General features: G+C 42.1%; 16 protein-coding genes and 2 pseudogenes. 9 read left to right on the forward strand and 9 right to left on the reverse strand.

What is annotated here, in order from left to right; genetic code table 11:
- Positions 1–89 precede the first annotated feature (89 nt).
- Positions 90–497, reverse strand: coding sequence for a hypothetical protein (locus IM462_RS15545; RefSeq protein ID WP_002798105.1), 408 nt, complete (start codon positions 495–497; stop codon positions 90–92).
- Between the two features lie 353 nt (positions 498–850).
- Between IM462_RS15545 and IM462_RS15550 the strand changes: the two are divergent.
- A pseudogene (locus IM462_RS15550) lies at positions 851–1,057 on the forward strand (YcaO-like family protein); the annotation flags it as partial.
- Between the two features lie 180 nt (positions 1,058–1,237).
- Here the strand turns inward: IM462_RS15550 and IM462_RS15555 are convergent.
- Positions 1,238–2,194, reverse strand: a pseudogene (locus IM462_RS15555) (IS110 family RNA-guided transposase).
- Positions 2,195–3,228: 1,034 nt separating this feature from the next.
- Between IM462_RS15555 and IM462_RS15560 the strand changes: the two are divergent.
- Positions 3,229–4,122 (forward strand): ferritin-like domain-containing protein, encoded by an 894-nt coding sequence (locus IM462_RS15560; protein ID WP_042790771.1) that lies wholly within the window; start codon positions 3,229–3,231, stop codon positions 4,120–4,122.
- A 163-nt stretch (positions 4,123–4,285) separates the two neighbouring features.
- Positions 4,286–5,350, forward strand: coding sequence for a pentapeptide repeat-containing protein (locus IM462_RS15565; protein WP_287700131.1), 1,065 nt, complete (start codon positions 4,286–4,288; stop codon positions 5,348–5,350).
- A 78-nt stretch (positions 5,351–5,428) separates the two neighbouring features.
- Here the strand turns inward: IM462_RS15565 and IM462_RS15570 are convergent, their stop codons facing one another.
- Both IM462_RS15570 and IM462_RS15575 read right to left on the reverse strand, forming a co-directional pair.
- Entirely contained in the window at positions 5,429–6,181 is a 753-nt protein-coding gene (locus tag IM462_RS15570; protein WP_287700132.1) for a Uma2 family endonuclease, read from the reverse strand.
- A 119-nt stretch (positions 6,182–6,300) separates the two neighbouring features.
- Positions 6,301–6,933, reverse strand: a complete 633-nt coding sequence (locus IM462_RS15575) for a response regulator (RefSeq protein WP_002737320.1) — start codon at positions 6,931–6,933, stop codon at positions 6,301–6,303.
- 284 nt (positions 6,934–7,217) lie between these two features.
- Here IM462_RS15575 and IM462_RS15580 point away from each other — a divergent pair, with 284 nt between their 5' ends.
- The 4 genes from IM462_RS15580 (at position 7,218) to IM462_RS15595 (ending at position 14,232) form a co-directional block, all read left to right on the forward strand.
- On the forward strand, positions 7,218–9,455 hold the full coding sequence (locus IM462_RS15580; protein ID WP_287700133.1) for a sensor histidine kinase: 2,238 nt from the start codon (positions 7,218–7,220) through the stop codon (positions 9,453–9,455).
- Positions 9,456–9,826: 371 nt separating this feature from the next.
- Positions 9,827–10,954, forward strand: a complete 1,128-nt coding sequence (cbiD, locus tag IM462_RS15585) for a cobalt-precorrin-5B (C(1))-methyltransferase CbiD (RefSeq protein WP_287700134.1) — start codon at positions 9,827–9,829, stop codon at positions 10,952–10,954.
- Between the two features lie 140 nt (positions 10,955–11,094).
- On the forward strand, positions 11,095–12,720 hold the full coding sequence (guaA, locus tag IM462_RS15590) for a glutamine-hydrolyzing GMP synthase (RefSeq protein ID WP_287700135.1): 1,626 nt from the start codon (positions 11,095–11,097) through the stop codon (positions 12,718–12,720).
- A gap of 249 nt (positions 12,721–12,969) precedes the next feature.
- Entirely contained in the window at positions 12,970–14,232 is a 1,263-nt protein-coding gene (locus IM462_RS15595; protein ID WP_287700136.1) for a DNA cytosine methyltransferase, read from the forward strand.
- 116 nt (positions 14,233–14,348) lie between these two features.
- Here the strand turns inward: IM462_RS15595 and IM462_RS15600 are convergent, their stop codons facing one another.
- From IM462_RS15600 to IM462_RS15620, 5 genes are all read right to left on the reverse strand, one after another.
- The gene (locus IM462_RS15600) at positions 14,349–15,968 is read right to left on the reverse strand and encodes a S8 family serine peptidase (RefSeq protein WP_287700137.1); all 1,620 of its coding nucleotides are present in this window, start codon (positions 15,966–15,968) and stop codon (positions 14,349–14,351) included.
- A 43-nt stretch (positions 15,969–16,011) separates the two neighbouring features.
- Positions 16,012–17,097: a calcium/proton exchanger gene (cax, locus tag IM462_RS15605; RefSeq protein ID WP_287700138.1), complete on the reverse strand. Its 1,086-nt coding sequence runs from the start codon at positions 17,095–17,097 to the stop codon at positions 16,012–16,014.
- Positions 17,094–17,555: a cupredoxin domain-containing protein gene (locus IM462_RS15610; protein WP_287700139.1), complete on the reverse strand. Its 462-nt coding sequence runs from the start codon at positions 17,553–17,555 to the stop codon at positions 17,094–17,096. The genes cax and IM462_RS15610 overlap by 4 nt, the downstream gene beginning before the upstream one ends.
- A 162-nt stretch (positions 17,556–17,717) precedes the next feature.
- Complete coding sequence (locus IM462_RS15615) at positions 17,718–18,026, reverse strand: DUF6679 family protein (RefSeq protein WP_002757875.1); 309 nt, start codon at positions 18,024–18,026, stop codon at positions 17,718–17,720.
- Positions 18,027–18,363: 337 nt separating this feature from the next.
- Entirely contained in the window at positions 18,364–19,215 is an 852-nt protein-coding gene (locus IM462_RS15620; RefSeq protein WP_287700140.1) for an alpha/beta fold hydrolase, read from the reverse strand.
- A 231-nt stretch (positions 19,216–19,446) separates the two neighbouring features.
- On the opposite strand from IM462_RS15620, the gene IM462_RS15625 reads away from it, so the two are divergent.
- On the forward strand, positions 19,447–19,899 hold the full coding sequence (locus IM462_RS15625; RefSeq protein ID WP_287700168.1) for a hypothetical protein: 453 nt from the start codon (positions 19,447–19,449) through the stop codon (positions 19,897–19,899).
- 406 nt (positions 19,900–20,305) lie between these two features.
- Positions 20,306–20,578: a lipopolysaccharide assembly protein LapA domain-containing protein gene (locus IM462_RS15630; protein WP_287700141.1), complete on the forward strand. Its 273-nt coding sequence runs from the start codon at positions 20,306–20,308 to the stop codon at positions 20,576–20,578.
- The last annotated feature ends 135 nt before the right edge of the window (positions 20,579–20,713 follow it).

Consider the following 20,713-nt stretch of genomic DNA (forward strand, 5'->3'; position numbering starts at 1 on the left):
TTTAAGATTTGATTGGAGACCGATAAAGGAAAATGTCTGGTCTTTTGGGTTAGGTTAAAGGTGATTGAGTTCAATCACCTTATTTGTTTTTAAAGATGAATAGTAGTAGAACCTGTTTTGCAACCAACAAAAGGAGCGCAGCCAGTGGCTTTAATTGTTAATATATAAGTATTAAAGTCAAAGCTTAACTCAACTTCTGCTTTGAAGCCTAAAGCACTACCACCAATTTTGGCTGTGGGGTGATTAGGATTAAGATCAACCCCAGCAATTCTGATTTTTTGACCTAAAGCATTAATAAAAAGGTCAACTTTAATTTGGGGAGGAGAAATAGACAGAGAATAATCTACTTCAAGAAAACCAAAAAAGGTATAACTACCTGATACAGCTTCTTGGGCAACAGTTGCGGATGTGGGAACTTCCATAGTTGCAGCTTGAGGAACGCCTTGCTCAGTAGAAATGTGAGGCAGTAAATCGGCTTGTGTTGTGGTTACTTGCATGAAAATGACTCCTTATGATATAGATAACTAATTGAGTTAGCCTTGTACACTCCTAAGACACTCTCAAAAATCCATTGCTGAAGTCTTCGAGTTAGACATAATGCTATAAAGCAAAATGTGTTGTCTTTTGAGTTAAAAGTGATTTCTTCAATCACCTTTGATACCAGAATAAGTTTTATTTTGAGTAATGGCAATCTCTAAAGTTAATACTTTTCTAATAGGTTTTTTTGAGCAGAATATTAACTTTTTATGAGATTTATATTAGATTTATATTAGATTCAAAGGGTCACTTTATGGTATGATGGCGTAATCTCTTAAGTAGAACAAATGAATTAATCAATCAAATTATAGAGATTGAGTCAAAGGTGATGGAAATGTTAGTATTAGATCAGACTCGTCCTGATATTGGTTTAAGGGTAGCTAAAGTCATTGTCCCCGGAATGCGTCATATGTGGAAGCGTTTAGGGCTAGGAAGATTGTATGATGTTCCTGTTAGCATGGGATGGTTAAAAGAAGCTTTGACGGAAGATAAATTAAATCCTTTTCCCATGTGGATGTAAACTTTTAGGGTTATTATAGCGACTGTCTTGATTGTCAAGGGGTAACTCAAAAAACAATCAAGGAGTTGCTGTCGAACCTAAAATCTCAAGCCAGAAAAAAAGCGCAGCAAAAACTAAGTCGCTCAGGTTAAACCAAAGCAAGCGCAACCCTTGATCAGAGATAACAAAAAGTGTGAATCTCTAGGAACAAGGTGGTAAATTGTCAGCAAGCTGCCAAGGCTGATTTTGGCGAACCATTGCATTAAGAATAACTAAGATTTTCCGCACACAAGCAGTCAGAGCCAGTTTTTTTGATTTACCGCGTCCGACTAGGCGTTCGTAAAAGGTTTTAATCACCGGATTATGACGCATAGCCACCACCGCCCCCATGTAAAGAGTCGCCCGAATCTGAGCGCGACCTCCCTGAATCATCCGCTTACCTTTATGTTGACCACTATCAGGATTAATCGGCGCAACACCGACTAAGCGAGAGATTTGTTTGGCGGTTAATTGACCGAGTTCTGGTAAGTCGGAGACGAGAGTAGTAGAAATTACTTGACCAATCCCCGGCACGGTTTTGAGTAAATTGACTTTCTCGAGCCATTGTTGGTTAGCTTGGGTCAATTCCTCAATTTCTTGATTGAGTTTTTCGAGGCAGTTATCGAGATACTCAAGATGGGCTTCGCTATCGACCAAAGCTTTACCGCGAGCGCGTTCCCGTCGGTTTTTTTCGGCAGTCCGCATCTCGACAAGTTGCCGGCGACGACTAATTAAGTCGCCCAATTGACGAGATTCTTCCGACTCAACCGCTAATATTTGCGGTTGCATTGCCTCGCCAAAATGAGCTAAGATTTGAGCGTCAATGGCATCGGTTTTGGCTAATTTACCAGTGGCTTTAGCAAAGTCTCTTCCTTGACGGGGATTGATTAAGGCTACAGGTAAATCCGCTTCTTGTAATTGAATCACCAGTTCAGTTTCTCAACCTCCTGTCGCTTCCAGAACGATGAGGTTGACAGTGTAGGATTTTAGGGTTTCGACCAGTTTAGAGCTGTCCTCCTTTGTGTTAGCAACTTTCATCGCTTTACCGAGGGGACGGAGGTAAACATCTAGGGTCGCTTTACTAATGTCAATGCCTACCCATTGAGAGATATTTTCCATGATTAAACCTGAGAAATTGGCGGGATTAATGGTTATTTTGGAGAGGATACCCTTGATTTTACTCATCCTTGCCCGATACGGTCTGTTAGCTTAAAAATTGATTGTTTTCGCCACGACCCCGGCGACTGTTCGAGTTTTGTCAGGGAGATTATGGTGGTGACCCTTGCTACGAAGCGGTCTTTTCTGACCAAGGTTGGGACGGTCTAACACTTCTCTCAATATACAAGGTTGGGTTGAGCGAATAAATATGTTGAAGAAAACCTCTCAATTCTAGGGGAAAGCGAAACCCAACACGGTCGCTGCCTTTTTTGTCATCTTGAGGAAATTTGACTAACTAATAGAGTTCCACCTATTAATTTTATCTTAACGGACAACAATTATAAATTTTTATTTTGATAATAAATCGGGTCAATTTTTCTTTTTGGTGATCGCCCTATAGCTGACGACATAATTCTCTTGTACTAAACTTTGAGGTTCGCAATAGGGGTTAATTCATCATTTATTTCAAAATGAGAATTGCTGCTGGAAAACATCAAGATTTTTCTAGAGGTATAACGGCTATGCGCTTTATCCAGCGAGCCTTTTAGTCGCTCTGTCACCCCTGGAAGTGTCAAATATTTCCTAATCAAAATAATTGCCAAAAAAATCTTTAAAACTGATGTTTTTATAGTGACTCTCCTGACAAATATCTTTTTTTCACCACCTAATTTTGTTTCCCACTTGAATCAGTTATCATACTAAATCCGTTGAGCATAGGCTACATATCAGGATAGGCACTCATGCAATAGGCAATAGGCTTCGGCCGTGAGCTCAGCGTTCGACCGAGCTCACGCCGAGGTCCGAACGGCAAAAGGAGGAATAAATAATCATTCTTTAATAACCGGATTTAGTATCAGTTATCAGATGTAAGTTTTCAGTTTACTGATTACCGTTTACTGATCACTGAAAAAAGCTTGCCACTTGCCGCTCCCTTGCCAGATCGGGAAAAAACTCCGTTAGAATACGGGAAGCCGTTTACAAAACGATACAAAATCATGACCGTTGCTTACCCTCGTAAATTCAAGAAGACGATGAGCGCTCGCGACATCATGAAGCGTGTCATTAGCGATCGCGAAATTCATCTTGTCACCCTCAACCGTTACCGCTACAACGAACAACGTAGCTGTAAAGACCTGACCGAACTGATCGAAACCCTAGACGGACAACCGAAAGAACTGATCCAGGAGCTTTCCCGTCACGTCGCCGATGAGGCCCGCCATGCCTACTGGTTAACCGATTTATTAATCGAATTGGGGGCCGATGTGGGGAAACCGCCGGGGTTGTCCTATATCGATGAATTTGAACGTCTTCTCGATCAAGATCAATTCCAAGGCGAAGAACAAAGGGAAGATGGACTGATTGCGGCCCTAGCGGCAATTAACGTCACGGAAAAACGGGGATGCGAATACTTTGCCGCCCATATTTATGCCCTCAAAGCAGGGGAACAAACCCCGGAAAATCTGAAAATTCAGGAAACGATCGCCAAAATCTTTCCCGAAGAAGCGGGCCATGTGCGTTGGGGTAATCGTTGGTTAGCCAAAATTGCTCAAAAAAGCCCCGAACATCGGCAAAAAGTCGAAAAAGCTAAGGCCAAATACTCAGCGATCGAACAGGCCGCCTATGAATCGGGTATGGATATCACCCTGGGGGCAGAATTACGCCGCTTCGGTCATTTAATGGAAATCGCCGCCACTATGCCACTCTGGGAACGTCCTCAATATCTGATGGAACGTTTACCCCAAACCCTTCTCGACCCGAAATTGCAATTATTCCGGGTAGAAGCGGCTCAAAAAGCCTGGAATCGTGATCCACAAATGTTTATGGAACGCTTTTTACCGATGTTTTTTAATGCGGACGGCAATATCGGCAAAAAAGAGAAAGTCAACTAATTTAATCTTGATTTTCAGGGGCAATCACTCAGCGATCGCTGAAGAAATGTTCAGCGAGGATCGAGAAAATCAGCTATTGTTTTAAATAGGGGTGAGTTCTCGGCTTTGGAGCCAGAGAAACACCACTTTTTTACTGTTTATTTTGACTTTTCTTTTTTAGATTATGCGTCTTTTAGCTGCCTTTGATCGCTATCCCGATAGTGTATCGTTAACCCTAGAACCAGTAGCCACCGACTCGCAAAAATTTGATTTATATTTAACTTTACACCTACAAGCTCAAATTCAATCTCTCCTTGGCGGGGAAATCAAATGGGGACTAAAAGGAGGAAAATTAGATTTTCTTTTAGTTAATTGTCACCTAACACCAAATCCTCTTTCTAGTCAAGAGTTATACATAAATCGTATTAATAATTATCAATGGCGGTTATCTTTCAAAAGTCCTCAGTCAATATTTACAGGAGCGATCGAAAGGATTAACCTAGGAACCGTCAGTGTGGAGGAAGAACCTTATCATCTCACGGTGCAATTTTCGCTGACAGCTGCCGATATCTGTATCACGGAAACATCGGGATTATGGAAACACGATCTAAGTCCCAATAAACATAGTATTTTAGAGCGAAAGTTAGCATTTTTCCTGATGGAAAATCAATTTGATGCTTTTTTAAGTCGTATTTCTTTGGGATCATCGCAGGTGGAATTAGATAATGTTCTAGTTGAACCGCAACCGGCAGCATCAGAAAATTTAGAGAAATTGCAGACACAAATCGAGGGAATTTATGCTGCTGTTAGTGATGATTTTCTGGAATTAGCCCAATTAGCTGAACTGGATACCCTAACAGATTTTACTGGGGCAAATCTCCTGGCAGCGGAATTAAGTGGTATATCTTTAGGTATGGCTAATCTCTATCAAGCTAATCTGCGGGGGGCCAATTTAACCGATGCTGATTTAAGTGAAATTAACGGCAGTCATGCTAGTTTCAAAGGAGCGGATTTAAGCGGAGCCTTATTAGCTAATGCCGATTTAAGTTATGCTGATTTTTATCGTTCTAGTTTGGCTTTAGCTAATTTAATCGGCTCCAATTTAGAAGGAGCTAATTTGGTTGAAGTCAATATCACTCAAGCGAATTTTAGCGGGGCAAAAGTGAAGGGGGCAAAGTTTGCCGATAACGTGGGTATGACCGAGGAATTGCGGGAAAATTTACGCTTGCGCGGAGCTTTCTGCGATTAGTAAACTATTCAGCCTCTAAATGACATCAAATACCCTCACCTCTCACCGAAAATAGAGTCATTTAATAACAAAAGAAGATTAGAGATTTTCCTCGGTATCTATGCCTAATTCCCGCAGTTTAGCCGCTAATTTCGCCGCTTTTTGCTTTTCTTGCTCGACTTGGTTTTCTGCCTCTACAGCCCGCTTTTCTGCCTCTAAAACCCGATTTTCTGCCTGTTGTGCCGCTTCTGCGGGAGTGGGTACTAATTCCCCTTCGGGGGTAAAATAGCGCAATTTATTGGCAGATAAACCCAAATATAAGCCTAATTGTTGACTCCAGAGCCGTCCCTGGGGATTGGGGGTAATCGGTTGATATTGACCGCTAATTAGGGTAAATCCTTCAAATTCTAGGCTTTCTGGGTCAAACCAAAAATAATCGGGAGTGCGAAATATATCTTGATAAATTTGTTTTTTCTCCTCTCGGTCAACTTTGGCGGTACTATCGGAGAGAATTTCGATAATTAAATTGGGATATTTGCCCTCTTCTCGCCAAACTACCCAACTTCTGCGGTTGGGGTTGGAATTTGTCCCCAAAACCACGAAAAAATCGGGACCACGGCAGAGTTCTGACTTTTTCTGGTTGGGACTGTAATAGATAGTTAAATTGCCGGCGGCAAAATAATCTTCTCGCTCGCGCCACCACCATTCTAAACACTGAATTAATAAAATAATTTGTTGTAGATGTAGGTTACTTTCCAAGGGTGGTTCATCACTCCAAAATTCGCCTTCTGGGAAGATTATCTCAGGGTTTACATAGGACTCGACTAGGGGTAAGCTTTCAGCGATAGTCATGGTTTGTCCAACAAAGATAGGTCGATAAGTTATTATAAATGATTGAAGGGATTTTTTGAGCAATTGTAGCAGTAGCAATTGAGGTAGAATATTCCTGTGGGTAAATCGCCATTTTCTCCTTAAACAATACCAGAACGCAGAGCAATTACCGCCGCTTGTACTCGGTCATCAACGGCTAATTTGTTCATAATTCCCCGCACATGGGTTTTAATCGTATTGGTGCTTAAATAAAGTTGTTCGGCGATTTCAGCGTTACTTTTGCCTTCAACAATTAACTTTAAAACCTCCATTTCTCGCTCCGATAAAAGTGCTAGATTGGGATTAGGTTGCACTGCTGGCGGTTTGAGATTATCCATGACTAAACGGGCAATTTGAGGGTCTAAATAGGTGGCCCCGTCCTTAGCTGCTTCAATGGCGGCCAAAAGGCGATCGAGACTCGCTCCCTTGATACAATAGGCATCAGCGCCACTGGCCAGAGCTGCGATCACTTCCTGTTGGAGAGTGTGGGAAGTGAGCATGACCACATGAACATTAGCTAAACCCTCCTTAATCTGTTTAGTTGCCGCAATGCCATCGAGACGGGGTAACCCTATGTCCATGACCACTAAATCCGGCCGTAGGGATAGGGCTAATTGTACCCCTGCTAGACCATCACTCGCTTGACCGACGATCTCAAAATCCGGCTGTTCACCGAGCGCTTGTTCTAAACCTAACTGCATTAAAGGATCGTCTTCAACAATTAAAATCCGCATAATCTTTGATTCCTAACGGGAAAATGTACGGTTTTCACCCATCTGCATGAAGCAGAACTACTCCTAGTTTAGGCAATCTGGAGATAGATTAACAGTGATTCAGTGACCAGTGATCAGTAAACAGTGATCAGTAAACAGTAATCAGTAATCAGTAATCAGTGAAAAGACAGTGGGAAACTACTATTTAATACTGCTCGCTTAATACATACTGCTCACTTAGAACTCAAATCTGATAACTGATAACTGATAACTGATAACTGATAACTGATAACTGATAACTGAAAATGCTACGGATTTCATCAGATCGCCCTAAAATTGTGCTTGTTGCCCTAGTTTATCTGGGTGTTGGTTGGCTAGGCTATCTCTGCTTAAATTTAGGGTCGCGACCTGCCCCAATTTGGATGAGTGCTGGTATTGGCTTAACTGCTGTTTTTTTAGGGGGAAAAAGGCTAGTTTTAGGCGTTTTTATCGGTGATTTGCTTCTAACCTTCTTTTTAGGGGGCAGTTGGCCCATAGCTCTATTTTCGGCGCTCGGTAGCAGTGTATCGGCTCTGTTAGGGGCGCAATTCCTGCATTATCTGAGATTTTCCGCCACTTTACAGCGTATTCGCGATATCCTTTTACTGGTATTTTTAGCGGCTTTATTAGCCTCGGCAGTTAATGCCACTATCGATACTTTTGCCCGTAGTTGGCTAAATACTTGGGATTGGCGGCAATTTGGACAGTCTTGGGGCATTATCTGGCTCGGAGATAGTACGGGGATCTTAATGACCACGCCGCTGCTGTTGCGTTTTTGCTTCAATCGTCACTCCCTGCGGGAACCCCGGCAACCCCAACGCCTTGGCGAGGCATTACTTTGTATGAGTTTGCTAACGGTGGTGACTTTCGTGGTTTTTGGTGGTCAACAGGATTTTCTTAACCCCGATTGGAGTATGGTGCAGTACCTCGAATATCTGCCTTTTCCTTTTGTGGTTTGGGCTGCTATGCGTTTTCAGACCTGGGGAGCGGTAATAGCCAATTTTTTAGTATCTATTTTAGCTTTGATGGGATTGGTCGGGGGAATCAGTCCTTTTATCCTACAGGCCCCCGACCATACCAGAGGTGTCCTGATCTTACAAATCTTTTTGGTCATTGTCATGTCAACTTCTCTGTTTTTATCGGCGGCGATTACCGAAAGACAACAGATCGATCGAGCTTTAAATGAAACTTTAGAACGAGAACATTTAGTCACACAAGTTGCTTTAAAAGTCCATCAATCTTTAGATATAGATCAAGTTTTAAATACCATTGTTGGGGAAATCAGAAATTTTCTCGATGCCGATCAAGTCTATATCGGTCACTGTCAAGAGCGGGGTTGGTCTAAGGTAATCGCTGAGTCCCGTCGTCCCGAGATTCCCTCGCTGATGGGTTGGTTTCCCGAACCAGAATTACTGGAAGAATTGGGACAATTATTTTCTTTAGATAAGTTAATTATTGCTGATAATACCGCTAAGGTGCAAACGCTGCCCACTCTCAAGGGTTATTACGAATACCTGCAAGTTAAATCCTCTTTAGTTTTACCTCTAACGGTTAATAATCAACATTTAGGTGCTTTAGTTGTCCATCAATATTCCCATCCCCGTCATTGGCAAAAAAGCGAGGTCAAATTATTAGAACAGTTAGCCACCCAAGTTTGTATCGCTATCGGCCAAGCGCAACTATATCAGAGGGTGCAAAGCTTGAATAATAATTTAGAACAGGAAGTGGCAGCTAGAACCATGGAACTGCGAGAAAAAGTCCGGGAAATTCAGCGTTTATACGAAATGAAAACGGTTTTTTTACAGGCAGTATCCCACGATCTTCGCACTTCGATTATGGGATTAGTGATGTTATTAAAAAATTTACAGTGTCGGCAAACAGAAAAAGTAACTATCTCCCGAGCAATGCTCGATCAGGTGGTGCGTAGTTGTGATCGACAATTAACTTTAATTAATGCTTTATCAGAAAATCATTTTGCTGAAGAACGGCCTTTAATCTTGCATCGTCAACCTCTATCTTTAAAAGAACAGGTGCAAATTTGGCTCAAAGATTGGCAAAAAGATTTTGATTTATACCAAGCTACTTTTATTAATCTTCTCCCCGATAACTTACCCGCTATTGATGCCGATCCTTGTCAGCTAAGAAGTGTTTTTGAACAATTATTAAATAATGCCTTAAAACATAATCCTTCACCAATTCAATTAGCTTTAGATGCTCGTATTGACCAAGATATGCTCTACTGCACTTTAAGCGATAATGGTATTGGCATGGATGAGGAACAATGTCAACATCTTTTCCATTTATATGTAAGAAATCTTCATAATCAACACCTAACGGGAATCGGTTTAGGTTCCTACCAATGTCGGCAAATTATCGAGGCTCACTCTGGGAGAATTGGAGTAAAAAGTACCCCGCGGGTTGGTTCACAGTTTTGGTTTACTTTACCCCTTGCTCATCAAAATTCTAGAGTAATTAAGCAGGAGTTAGTCAACAGTAATCAGTGATTTGTAACGGGATCGAGATGATTCTGCTTATCGCTCTTCTGGGACTCTGGGGTATATAGAATCGCCAATTCAGACTTGAATTAGTCATTTTATGTGGGTTGCCTACCGACAATTAAGGCATATTTGAGGAGAATTTGCCATCTCAATTGTTAAGCAACAATCGACCAAATGGGTCGAGTTTGTAACTATTCTGATTGCTAGTATCCCTTGAAATTCTCACAAGGATCACAAAATTGGCCAATTGCCAATAGCGTTTGAGATGCGCTCATCCCGGGTGGTGAGGATGTCAAAGAATCATCAAAAATAGCAGCGGTTGCCCCCTAGTTCTATAATCAGATCACGGCTAATTTGATTGGCTATCGACCCTATTCATGTCTATCTCCCCACCCCGTTCAGGTTACACTTTACCGGTTTTTGCCTGTGCCAGTGCGATCGCATCTCTCCAGCATCTCCACGGCGAAAATGAGCTAAATTCCGTTACTTTTAATCTTTTAGAACCGCCAGAAGCCGTTACAATTGCCATCGAACAAGTTGCCCGACTCAACCCCGATGCTGCCCTAGCCATCACCCGCAGCGATCCGGGGGATAATTTAGATTTAACTAAAAATACCCCTATATGGGCGTTAGTAGAAAGAAAAACGGGTAATCAAGAGATAGAGATTCAAGGCGGTCAAGGAATCGGCCTACAGGTTGATAATGGCGGAAAATCAGCTATCTATAGTTATGCCCAGCGTCTGCTGCAAGAAAACCTCAGACCCCTGTTACTGCCCCAAGAAAGCATCAAAGTGACGATTATCCTTCCAGAAGGCAAAAAACTGGCCACAAGGACTTCTAACGCCGCTTTTGGGGTGGTAGAGGGATTATCTTTGTTGGGTACCACCGGCATTTCCCAACCCCTGAGCGCCCCCGGACAGTTAGAAATCTTTCGCGAGCAATTAAAAATTTTATCTCTTCGTTTCGATCGCTTGGTGTTTTGTATCGGGGAAAATGGCTTAGATTTAGCCCCTCAAATGGGTATTAATCCTGATATTTTGGTAAAAACAGCCAATTGGATCGGGCCGATGTTATTAGAGGCACAATTACAGGGAATCTCTGAAATTCTTTTGTTTGGTTATCACGGTAAATTAATTAAACTTGCCGGGGGAATCTTTCAGACTCACCATCATCTCGCCGATGGTCGTCGGGAAATTCTTACCGCCTACGCCGCTAAAATGGGTTTAGCTACCCCCCATCTCCAGCAAATTTTTGACAGTAGCACCAGCGAAAACGGTCTGGAATATCTGCGTCAATTAGACCGGCAAACGGGAGATAATTGGGTGGAACGCATCTATGGAGAAATGGCTAATACGATTGATCGCCGTTGCCAAGAATACGTTTATAACCACAGTAACGGTCATCTTGGGGTCGGTTGTATTTTATTCGATCGCTCTCGTTCTTTGATCAGCAAAAGCGAAAATGGCATTAAATTTTTGCAAAATCTACAAGTTACCCCCCAGTGACCGTGCTATGATCGTGGGAATATTTAGTCTTAAAAAATGAAACTAATAAGGCTAGACTATTGTAGCTTATTTTCAGAACAATAGCCGATTTAGTTCACAAATCTTTAACCTTTTCCTGCCAGTTTCTTTTCTTGATCGTAGTGACAACTCAAACCCCCCTTCCCACCCCCCAAGAGACTTTGCCCTCAGAGTCCTTCACTAATAGCCTTAATCGTCAAATAATCATCATTCTTGACTTTGGCTCCCAGTATTCTGAATTAATCGCCCGCAGAATCCGGGAAACGAACGTTTACTCCGAAGTTCTCTCCTATCGTACCAGTGCCGAACAATTAGCACAAATCAACCCGAAAGGAATAATTCTTTCGGGCGGTCCCAATTCCGTCTATGATCCAGGGGCGCCCCACTGTGATCCCGAAATTTGGAATTTAGGTGTACCCATCCTCGGAGTTTGCTACGGGATGCAATTGATGGTACAGCAGTTAGGAGGCAGGGTAGAACGGGCAAAAAGGGCCGAATACGGCAAAGCATCCCTATTTATCAACGATCCTACCGATTTATTAACCAATGTCGAGAACGGCTCCACCGCATGGATGAGTCACGGAGATTCCTGCGTGGAATTGCCATCGGGTTTTGAAATTCTCGCTCATACCGATAATACCGATTGTGCGGCCATTGCCGATCACCAGAAAAAACTCTTTGGAGTGCAGTTTCACCCGGAAGTTGTCCATTCTGTGGGAGGAATCGCCTTAATTCGCAATTTCGTCTATCATATCTGCAAATGCGAACCCACTTGGACCACGGAAGCTTTTGTCGAGGAATCGATCCGAGAAATTAGGGCAAAAGTGGGCGATAAGCGAGTTTTATTGGCTTTATCCGGCGGTGTGGACTCCTCTACCTTAGCATTCCTCTTGCATCGAGCGATCGGTGATCAACTAACCTGTATGTTTATCGATCAGGGATTCATGCGTAAGGGTGAACCCGAACGATTAATGCAGATATTTAACGAGCAATTCCATATTAGAGTCGAGTATGTCAACGCTAGAAAGCGATTTTTAGCGCAAGTGGCCGGTGTCACCGATCCCGAAGAAAAGCGCCGTCGTATCGGCCATGAATTTATTCAGGTGTTTGAAGAAGAATCAAATCGTTTGGGACCCTTTGATTATCTGGCCCAAGGAACTTTATATCCCGATGTGATTGAATCGGCCGATAGTAATGTGGATCCCAAAACCGGGGAAAGAGTCGCGGTTAAAATTAAAAGTCATCATAACGTTGGTGGACTGCCGAAAAATCTCCGGTTTAAATTAGTCGAACCTCTGCGAAAATTATTTAAGGATGAGGTGAGAAAATTAGGTCGTTCGATCGGTCTTCCGGAAGAAATTGTTCGTCGTCAACCTTTCCCCGGCCCCGGTTTAGCAATTCGCATTTTAGGGGAAGTCACCGCAGATAAATTAAATATTTTGCGCGATGCAGATTGGGTGGTGCGCGACGAGATTAATAAGCAGGGAATGTATCACGATTTCTGGCAAGCTTTCGCGGTTTTATTGCCTGTCCGCAGTGTGGGAGTAATGGGAGATCAACGCACCTACGCTTATCCCATTGTCCTACGTTTAGTCAGCAGTGAAGACGGAATGACTGCCGATTGGTCGCGGGTTCCCTATGATTTATTGGAGACAATTTCTAATCGCATTGTCAATGAAGTTAAGGGAGTTAACCGCGTGGTTTATGATATTACTTCTAAGCCCCCCGGAACTATAGAATGGGAGTAGTATTGAATTATTGATTGATTATTAGTCCCGTCCAAATATTGGGGCGGGATTTTTTATAAGCTATTACTATTGAAGTAAAGATAATTGAACAAATGATCCAAAAATTGATGAAAAAAAATTGCTCAAATAATTGCTTAATAATATAGCACAATTGCCTTTATTTACCAGACTGTTAATAAAACGTAAAGCCTTAATTTTATCAGAAATACAGTATAATAAAAGGCAGACAATAGAGAGCTAATCATCAAAGTGAAACATAGACCAATTGCGATCGATTTATTTGCCGGCTGCGGTGGGATGTCCCTTGGTCTAGAAGCGGCGGGATTTGATATTGCTGTAGCGGTGGAGTTTGATGCAGTCCATTCCTTGGTTCATCATTTTAACTTTCCCTATTGTCAAACTATTTGCCGGGATATAGCCAAAGTAACAAGTAGAGAAATATGGGAATTATTAAAACTAAAAGGCTATGCCACCGATGTTAGTTTAATTGCCGGCGGTCCCCCCTGCCAAGGTTTTTCACTGATTGGTAAACGACAAATAGATGATCCTAGAAATTCTCTAGTATTTGAATATCTGCGAATTGTAGGGGAAATTAAACCCAAGTATTTTATCTTTGAAAATGTCCCCGGCATGGCGACGGGTAAACATAAACAATTTTTAGAGGAGTTAATCTCTGAATTTGAAGCTATTGGCTATGCAATCAATCAGCCAATTAAAATCCTTGATGCCAGTGAATATGGTGCGCCACAAAAGCGCAGAAGATTAATCTTAATTGGTAGTCGAAAAGACGTGCCGATGGCTAAATATCCCCTGGCAAAGACCGTCGATTTAAACTCAGCCAAAAAATCAGCTTTTACCAGCGTCTATGATGCGATTTCAGATTTAGAATCAATATCGGCCTTTATCGATACTGATTTAGGCATACCTGCATCAAAATTAGATTATAGTGGTAAGAGGAAAAAATATTCAGTGCAGCCAGGGGATATTTTTAAACTTTGCCATCAAAGAACAGTAGATACAAAAATCTATGGACATATAGGCTCAGTTCATACCCAAAGATCAATTAATAGATTTATCGTAACCGAACCGGGTACAGTGGAACCAAAAAGTCGCTTTTTCAAGCTTTCTCCCACTGGTTTATGCAATACTCTCCGGGCCGGAACTAATAGTGATAAAGGGGCCTATACTGCTCCTAGACCCATTCACTATTCTATTCCTCGTTGTATTACTGTACGAGAAGCCGCCAGATTACATACATTCCCCGATTGGTTTCAGTTTCACCGCACAATATGGCATGGTTTTCGTGAGATTGGTAATGCAGTTATTCCGCTATTATCGAAAGAACTTGGCTCTTCTGTGATGGGAGCAATGAATATCAATACCGCTAATCTCAACCGAGTTATTTTAGAAAAAATCCCCGAAGAATTATTGCTATATAATATGTCTCAGGCATCAAACTATTGGGGAATCCCTGACGATGTTATCCCTAAAAGAAAACGAGGTGTATCTTAGAGACTGTTCGGTATTTAAATTATACCAAGTCCGTTAGCTGCCAATCGAACTTGAAAAACTCGCTCCCATCTTCCCACTCTCCTATACTTTTTAAACAGGATTTACTATCATTTTTATTATTCGGGAACCGTCCACCAAGCAAGAGCAAAAGCTTGTTCTTTCTCGTTAACTTGTTGACGATATTGAACCCGAATTTTATACTTTCCAGAGATGGGGACAGGACAAAAAATATGCTCTAAACTATCACTATCACTCAGGGAAGCACAGGTGTATTTAACATTATTATCCTCTTGAGCAGGTAACAGATAAACATCTAAATTATTCAAGCCGCGATCTCGGAAACTTTCATCGATATCATAGAGATTATTGCTATTAGTATCGATTAGTTCTACCAAACGATCCCAAGCTAAAGTTATCGAAACAAAACTATTAGCTTTTAAGGGCTTCTCTAGGGCATAATCTTGATAACTATTAGCGGTAACTGTAGCGTAATCCCAACCAATGGCAGGAATAGATTCTGTGGCGGACCATTGACCATTACTAAACTGTTGGTAGGCGCGAAAAGTGTTAAGATGTCCCGTCCCCATCTGCATATCTAAAGGAATTTTCGGGTCTTTATAAGCATCGGACTCTAACCAAGTTTTTTGGTCCTTAGTTAAGACTGTCCGTCTCATACCTAACCGTAACCCATCGCCCGTATCTTTAATTTTATCGGCAGCATTAAGCATTACTGCCTTCATCACTTGATGATGACGAGAATCGAGACTCCAATGGGGATTTTTTTGATTAATTTGTTGATCGCCGTATTCTTGTAAAAGTGCCACGGATGCCGTAATATGAGGAGCGGCGAAACTGGTGCCACTAACAGTATTTAATTTACCTTTGAGATCATAAAGCTCTATTTTATTGCCGGGGGCAACTAAATTAATTGACCGCCGCAAACCATCATTAATTTCCCGTTTAATTAAACTGCGACCAATACCCACCGGCAAAGCACTAATATTAGCAAAATCAACTTTAGTAAATTTTCCTTCTCTTTTGGCTGTATAAGCGGTAGTAATGCCGTTAAAATGATCGGTGGGAATGGGAATTCCTCCCTTACCTTGATTACCGGCAATTACATAAAGAACATCATCAACTCGCGATGACCAATCAACACATTGAGTTAATAAAGCTTGACCATCTAATTTTGGTTCCTGTCGCTGATCTCTTTGCAAAGATTCCCCAAAACTAAAGTTAATTGCTCGCACATCACCGCTATTTTGTCGGGCAATATTTTGACTGGTAAGACATTCTTCCGGTTGTCCGCCGCGTCGCAAAGAACCCACCGCCCCCGAATATAATCTCGCTTTTGGGGCCACTCCGGGGATTTTTTTATCATCACTGACCATCACCGTTGCCACCATAGCGGCGTGATTATCTAGATAGGTGTTGGGTTTGGCAATTTGATCGCGAAAAAAAACACCGGCTAATTTATAGGGAGGCTGCCAAGCTGCCACTTTATCATAACCGAACTGAGCCGGTCGGCCGATTTCTACTTGACCGATGGCAATTTTTCGCCCTAATAAATTATAGGGTTCCGCCCGCAGGCGATCGGCATAAATTCCCTGTTCACCGATGGAATTAGAAAGAACTAGGGAAGGAAGGAGAATTATCGTTACTACTAACCCGACGACAAACCAAAACCCTCTTTTCATCATCAGCAATCCTGCGGCAGTAAGGTGATATCGATCCATTCTAGGACAGAAATCTCAGAAAATACCTAAATCTCTTTTTTGGCTAGGCGGGATGGTAATAAAAAGCCACGGCCAAGATTAAATAGGTGGCTAGTAATAGGGTTCCATCTAACCAATTGGAACGACCAGTAAAGCTGATTAAATTAGTGACAACCACCGCTACAATTAAAGCCACCACGTTAAAGGGATTAAAATTTAAATCCATCGGTTGCTGCCAAAATTGACCGATAAAAACTAATAAAGGTGCCACAAATAAAGCCACCAATAAACTATCACCCATAGCCACGGAAACCGTTAAATCCATCTGATTTTTTAGGGCTAATTGAATGACGGTAACTATTCCAGAAACATCGCTAATTAAAGGAATAAAAATCACCCCGATAAAGAGAGGAGTGAGATTAAATCCTTCCATAACCGATTCCACTACATTAACAAATAAATCTGACTCATAGGCTACAGCTACGGTGGAAGTAAGCAGCACAAGTAACCAAATCCAGACTTGAGCTTTTTCTTCCTCACTAACCTGATTGTCGGTGGTATTTTCATTACTTAATCCCACTTCGTAGAGATAGCTATGGGTTTTCAGGGAAAATAATAAAGTTAACCCGTAAACTATTAATAAAACCGTGGCGGTGACTAGGGAAAGACTGAGAATATCGGCAACTTCCACCACTTTAGAAGTATAAATTACCAAAGTTGGTAAAGCGATCGCTATTACTGCTAAAGTCATGGAAGAACCATTTACCCGCGCTAAAATCGGTTTAAATTCCTGCTCTTTGTAGCGAATTCCTCCCGTGAGCATTCCCATGCCCATAAATAATAATAAATCGCTGAGAATACTGCCGGTAATACTGGCTTGTACGATGTCCACCAAGCCTTTTTTTAGGGCAATTAAGGCAATAACTAAAGTGGTAGTATTGCCGAAGATAGCATTAACTAATCCTCCCAAAGTTGGCCCAGTGACTACGGCAACTCTTTCGACGGCCGTACTTAACCAAATTGACAGGGGAATAATCGATAAAGCGGCGGCGATAAAAATAGCTTGATCTCCCCAATTAAGACGACTAGCGACCACCGATAGGGGAATAAATAATAGGAAAGCAAAGGAGACAATTTTTCTTAAATTCATGGGTTATTAATGGCGATTTCTCCCACCATTCCCGCTTCGGCATGACCCGGAATAGTACAGATTAATTTATACTTACCGGTTTTGAGAGGAACTATCACCCATTCCGCCTGTGCATTAGGTTTTAATTCTAGTTCGTGAATTGCCCCTTTAATCTCCACTTTTCCCGCTTCAACTTTCTGGGTCCAACTAGCATCAGCGAAGTCTTTAGCGGTAAAATAATGTTTAGTGGGACTGGGATTATCGAGGATTAATTTGTATTTTTGTCCAGCAATAAAGTCCAATTGACTAGGAAAGAATTTTAATTCTCCTTGCCCAGAGCCTAGACTAATTTTAACTTCTAGAGGGGCGGATGCAGCGAAGGCGGGAAAAGTCACTAACCAACAACTAATTAAAACTATTACTACTGCCACAAATTTTTGATAGATATCCTTGGCATGGAAGTAGGGATTAGAATTCATTTTGCTCCTGCAGCTTATAATAGAGAAAATCTGGCGGCTTTGACGATAATTTTAGAACAAGTGGTGATTCTTACTGGCTCTCTTCCCTTCCATTCCCTAAAAGTCCCTTGGCCACTGTTCAAACCTCGGGACTTCTAGCCACTGTAATTTAAATCGACAAAATTAATCTAAGCTATCGGGAGAATGAGGATAAAGTTGTTCTGCTTCCGGACAATCTTCCGAGACATTAATATCAGGATTCGTCCGCGACACGGAGGCCAGTTTTCTGCTCACCGCACCAATACTTTCTAAACGCACCATTTCTTCCCAAGAACTAATCTCGTCTTCCTCTTCTGTTTCGTAGCGAATGGTGACGAGATCGCTTTCTAGATCGACAATACGAGCATTATCAATCCATCTTTGCTGATCGCGCAAGAAAATGCAGACTTCCTGACCATCCATACAGAATTGATAAATCTTGCGGTGTAACATAAATTGCTCCTAAACAGCTTCTTTTGTTGGATTTAACTAACGGGAAGTGACAAAATGCCAATCTCAGCAATAGCTCAAAAATTCCCGTGGGTAACACAAAAAGGAGAAAAATTCCGCTAGTAGTGGCAAGAATGGGGAAGGAAAGTCAGGTTTCCAGTTTGGGACTACGTTCTTCAAAGACATCGATTCGATTAATAGACGGCCTCGGCGATCGGTAAAAAATCGCCCTTATAGAGTCATTGTTACATAAATTTTCACTTCATAACAGTATCTGTGGATGGAATCGGGAAATGGGGAGATAGGGAAATTTCCACTAAAACCTCAACACTTCAACCCCCTAACCCCGATGCTGATTTAAAATAGCCATCATCTTTTCGGCCACCGCTGCTGTTTGTTCAAGCATGGCAAAATGACCACAATCGGATAACTCAATCACGTTGCCGCCAGTTTCAAACAAGGGATGAAAACTGGCCAGATGGTTAACGTACTTAACTTCCATAATCGTGTCCTCTTTCCCCGCCAGAAAATAGACCGGTTGCGGGAGACGGGAGACAATCTGGGGTAAAAGATGAACTTCGCCGATAGTGGTGGTTTCCAAAAGTGACCCTAGGGCCGCTTGGTAATCGGCCCGGACAAAGTCAATCACTCGCTGTTTGCCCCATTTTTTACTTAGGGTTTGCTTGACCATCATCCGCGAGAATAAAACATCAATCAAGGGAACACGGGGCAACCAAGGCGGTCTTCTCTCTAAAATCTGTCTTCCGGCTTCCCGAAATCGCTCAAATTCCTCCTTTAGATAGATGCCGCCGCCGGCATTCATACAGATTACCCCTTTAATCCGTTCAGGACAGCTATCCGCGGCCCACAAAGCCACACTACCACCGAGGGAATGACCAACTAACCAAGCAGCATCGAGGTTTAAGCGGTTCAGAAGGGTAATAACGTCTTGGGAGTAGGATTCAAGGTTATAACTGCTAGGAGGACTGTTAGAGGTGATTTTTTGGGAGTCGCCAAAGCCCCGCAGATCGTAAACTAGACAGGGATAATCTGGGGAGAGAATATCTACTAAAGGCTGCCAGTAGTGACGACTCAGCAGCCAACCGTGTATAAAGACTAAAACCGGTTTATCCGCTCGGGGCGAAAATAACTCGTAACTGTGGGATACTCCCGATATGTCGATGGTAGGCATATAATCAATCTCAACCTGAGTTAAACCGTTGATAGGGGTTACTAGGGAAACTTCTAGAGAAAAATCGGTGTATTTAGCCTTGTTTATAGAGCAAAATCAGGGAAGCTTAGGATTTTCCCTGATAGCTGATCAATCAATGCTATAGACAATTTCAAAAGCTTCTACTTTAAGTATAAAACACTGGGGATACCTCCCTAAAATAGGATGACAACCCTAGACCAGGATTTATCTATGAAATGCGATCGCTTTTTGACTCTTTCCCTCGTGTTAAGTCTGGGATTAGTTTTTCCCCCCTCTTTACCCGCTCAAAATCCCCCCGCTACCACCTTTCACCCGGGTCCTTGGCAGCCTGTCGCTAGGGTGAATATGAGTCGTCCTGTGGAGATTAAAATTATCAATCAAACCGATATTGACCTCAATTATGACCTATCGGCCAATATTAATTCCTCTCCCCAATTATTATCTCCTGGTACGGAGACAACCCTAAAAGGTTTCGTAATTCCAGCATATATTCTGATTAATCGGGCTAATGCCGCCTCGGATCCCGATTCTTCTAGTTTAATCTATGCCGTAGAAGTCAATCAGGATAATTTAGTCACGATTACTGTTACCAAAGTTCCGGGGAGTACCCCCGGTTATACCACATTTAACATCAATCAACAGGGTGCTATTTATATTTACTAGCTCTAGCTTAGGGCGATCAGACTACAATTATATGATCGCGATCGAGATTTATTCGAGATCGATCGACAATTGTAACGTTTTAGTCAATTAACGGTAATTTCCGCCCCACGGAGGTTAAATTAATAGGGGTATAACTCCCAAATTAAGTAGCTGGTTATAATTAAATTAAAAATGGATTTTAGGTTCGATCCCCCCTAGCCCCCCTTGATAAGGGGGGAAGCCGAAGGCGGGGGGATCCCCCTTGATAAGGGGGGAAGCCGAAGGCGGGGGGATCCCCCTTGATAAGGGGGGTGCCGATCCCCCCTTAGTCCCCCCTTAATAAGGGGGGACTCTGATAATTTTTCAAGCCTACCTACTTAGCCTACAAAAGGTTAAAAAATATCCTACAAACCTGGCGAGGACAAGCATGAATACAATCACTAATTTTTTAGCTAGTGCTATTGTCGGTGGTTGGATTATGACTATGGCAGTTTTTGCTATCCAAAATATCCAACCAGTTTCTTTAAAGTTTCTACAATTTGAGTCAATTAAAGTACCTATCGGCATTTTATTGGCTTTTTCTTTGGCCATGGGATTTTTTATCGCCGCAATTATTCCCGCTTTTTTCAGAAAGTCGAAAAAATCTCCTCGCAGTCGCTTTTCTTCCCCAGAATCGGAGTTAGACGAATTGGATTTTTAAATAGGACTGGCTGAATAAAATTAGAATTCAGTCCAGTTAAAGGTTTCAATCCCTTTTTTCCCAAACAGGTGCAAGGTTATAATACCAAATCCGTTTTTAATAGTCTGGTTAACTCCCAAGCGAACTTTAAAAACC

Source organism: Microcystis sp. M144S2 (assembly GCF_020246065.1).
Classification (GTDB): domain Bacteria; phylum Cyanobacteriota; class Cyanobacteriia; order Cyanobacteriales; family Microcystaceae; genus Microcystis; species Microcystis ichthyoblabe_A.

What these genes read in the sequence shown, in the direction of transcription:
- IM462_RS15545 (WP_002798105.1), bottom strand. Translation starts at nt 497, where the DNA reads ATGCAAGTAACCACAACACAAGCCGATTTACTGCCTCACATTTCTACT.
- IM462_RS15560 (WP_042790771.1), top strand. Translation starts at nt 3,229, where the DNA reads ATGACCGTTGCTTACCCTCGTAAATTCAAGAAGACGATGAGCGCTCGC.
- IM462_RS15565 (WP_287700131.1), top strand. Translation starts at nt 4,286, where the DNA reads ATGCGTCTTTTAGCTGCCTTTGATCGCTATCCCGATAGTGTATCGTTA.
- IM462_RS15570 (WP_287700132.1), bottom strand. Translation starts at nt 6,181, where the DNA reads ATGACTATCGCTGAAAGCTTACCCCTAGTCGAGTCCTATGTAAACCCT.
- IM462_RS15575 (WP_002737320.1), bottom strand. Translation starts at nt 6,933, where the DNA reads ATGCGGATTTTAATTGTTGAAGACGATCCTTTAATGCAGTTAGGTTTA.
- IM462_RS15580 (WP_287700133.1), top strand. Translation starts at nt 7,218, where the DNA reads ATGCTACGGATTTCATCAGATCGCCCTAAAATTGTGCTTGTTGCCCTA.
- cbiD (WP_287700134.1), top strand. Translation starts at nt 9,827, where the DNA reads ATGTCTATCTCCCCACCCCGTTCAGGTTACACTTTACCGGTTTTTGCC.
- IM462_RS15600 (WP_287700137.1), bottom strand. Translation starts at nt 15,968, where the DNA reads ATGGATCGATATCACCTTACTGCCGCAGGATTGCTGATGATGAAAAGA.
- cax (WP_287700138.1), bottom strand. Translation starts at nt 17,097, where the DNA reads ATGAATTTAAGAAAAATTGTCTCCTTTGCTTTCCTATTATTTATTCCC.
- IM462_RS15610 (WP_287700139.1), bottom strand. Translation starts at nt 17,555, where the DNA reads ATGAATTCTAATCCCTACTTCCATGCCAAGGATATCTATCAAAAATTT.
- IM462_RS15615 (WP_002757875.1), bottom strand. Translation starts at nt 18,026, where the DNA reads ATGTTACACCGCAAGATTTATCAATTCTGTATGGATGGTCAGGAAGTC.
- IM462_RS15620 (WP_287700140.1), bottom strand. Translation starts at nt 19,215, where the DNA reads ATGCCTACCATCGACATATCGGGAGTATCCCACAGTTACGAGTTATTT.
- IM462_RS15625 (WP_287700168.1), top strand. Translation starts at nt 19,447, where the DNA reads ATGAAATGCGATCGCTTTTTGACTCTTTCCCTCGTGTTAAGTCTGGGA.
- IM462_RS15630 (WP_287700141.1), top strand. Translation starts at nt 20,306, where the DNA reads ATGAATACAATCACTAATTTTTTAGCTAGTGCTATTGTCGGTGGTTGG.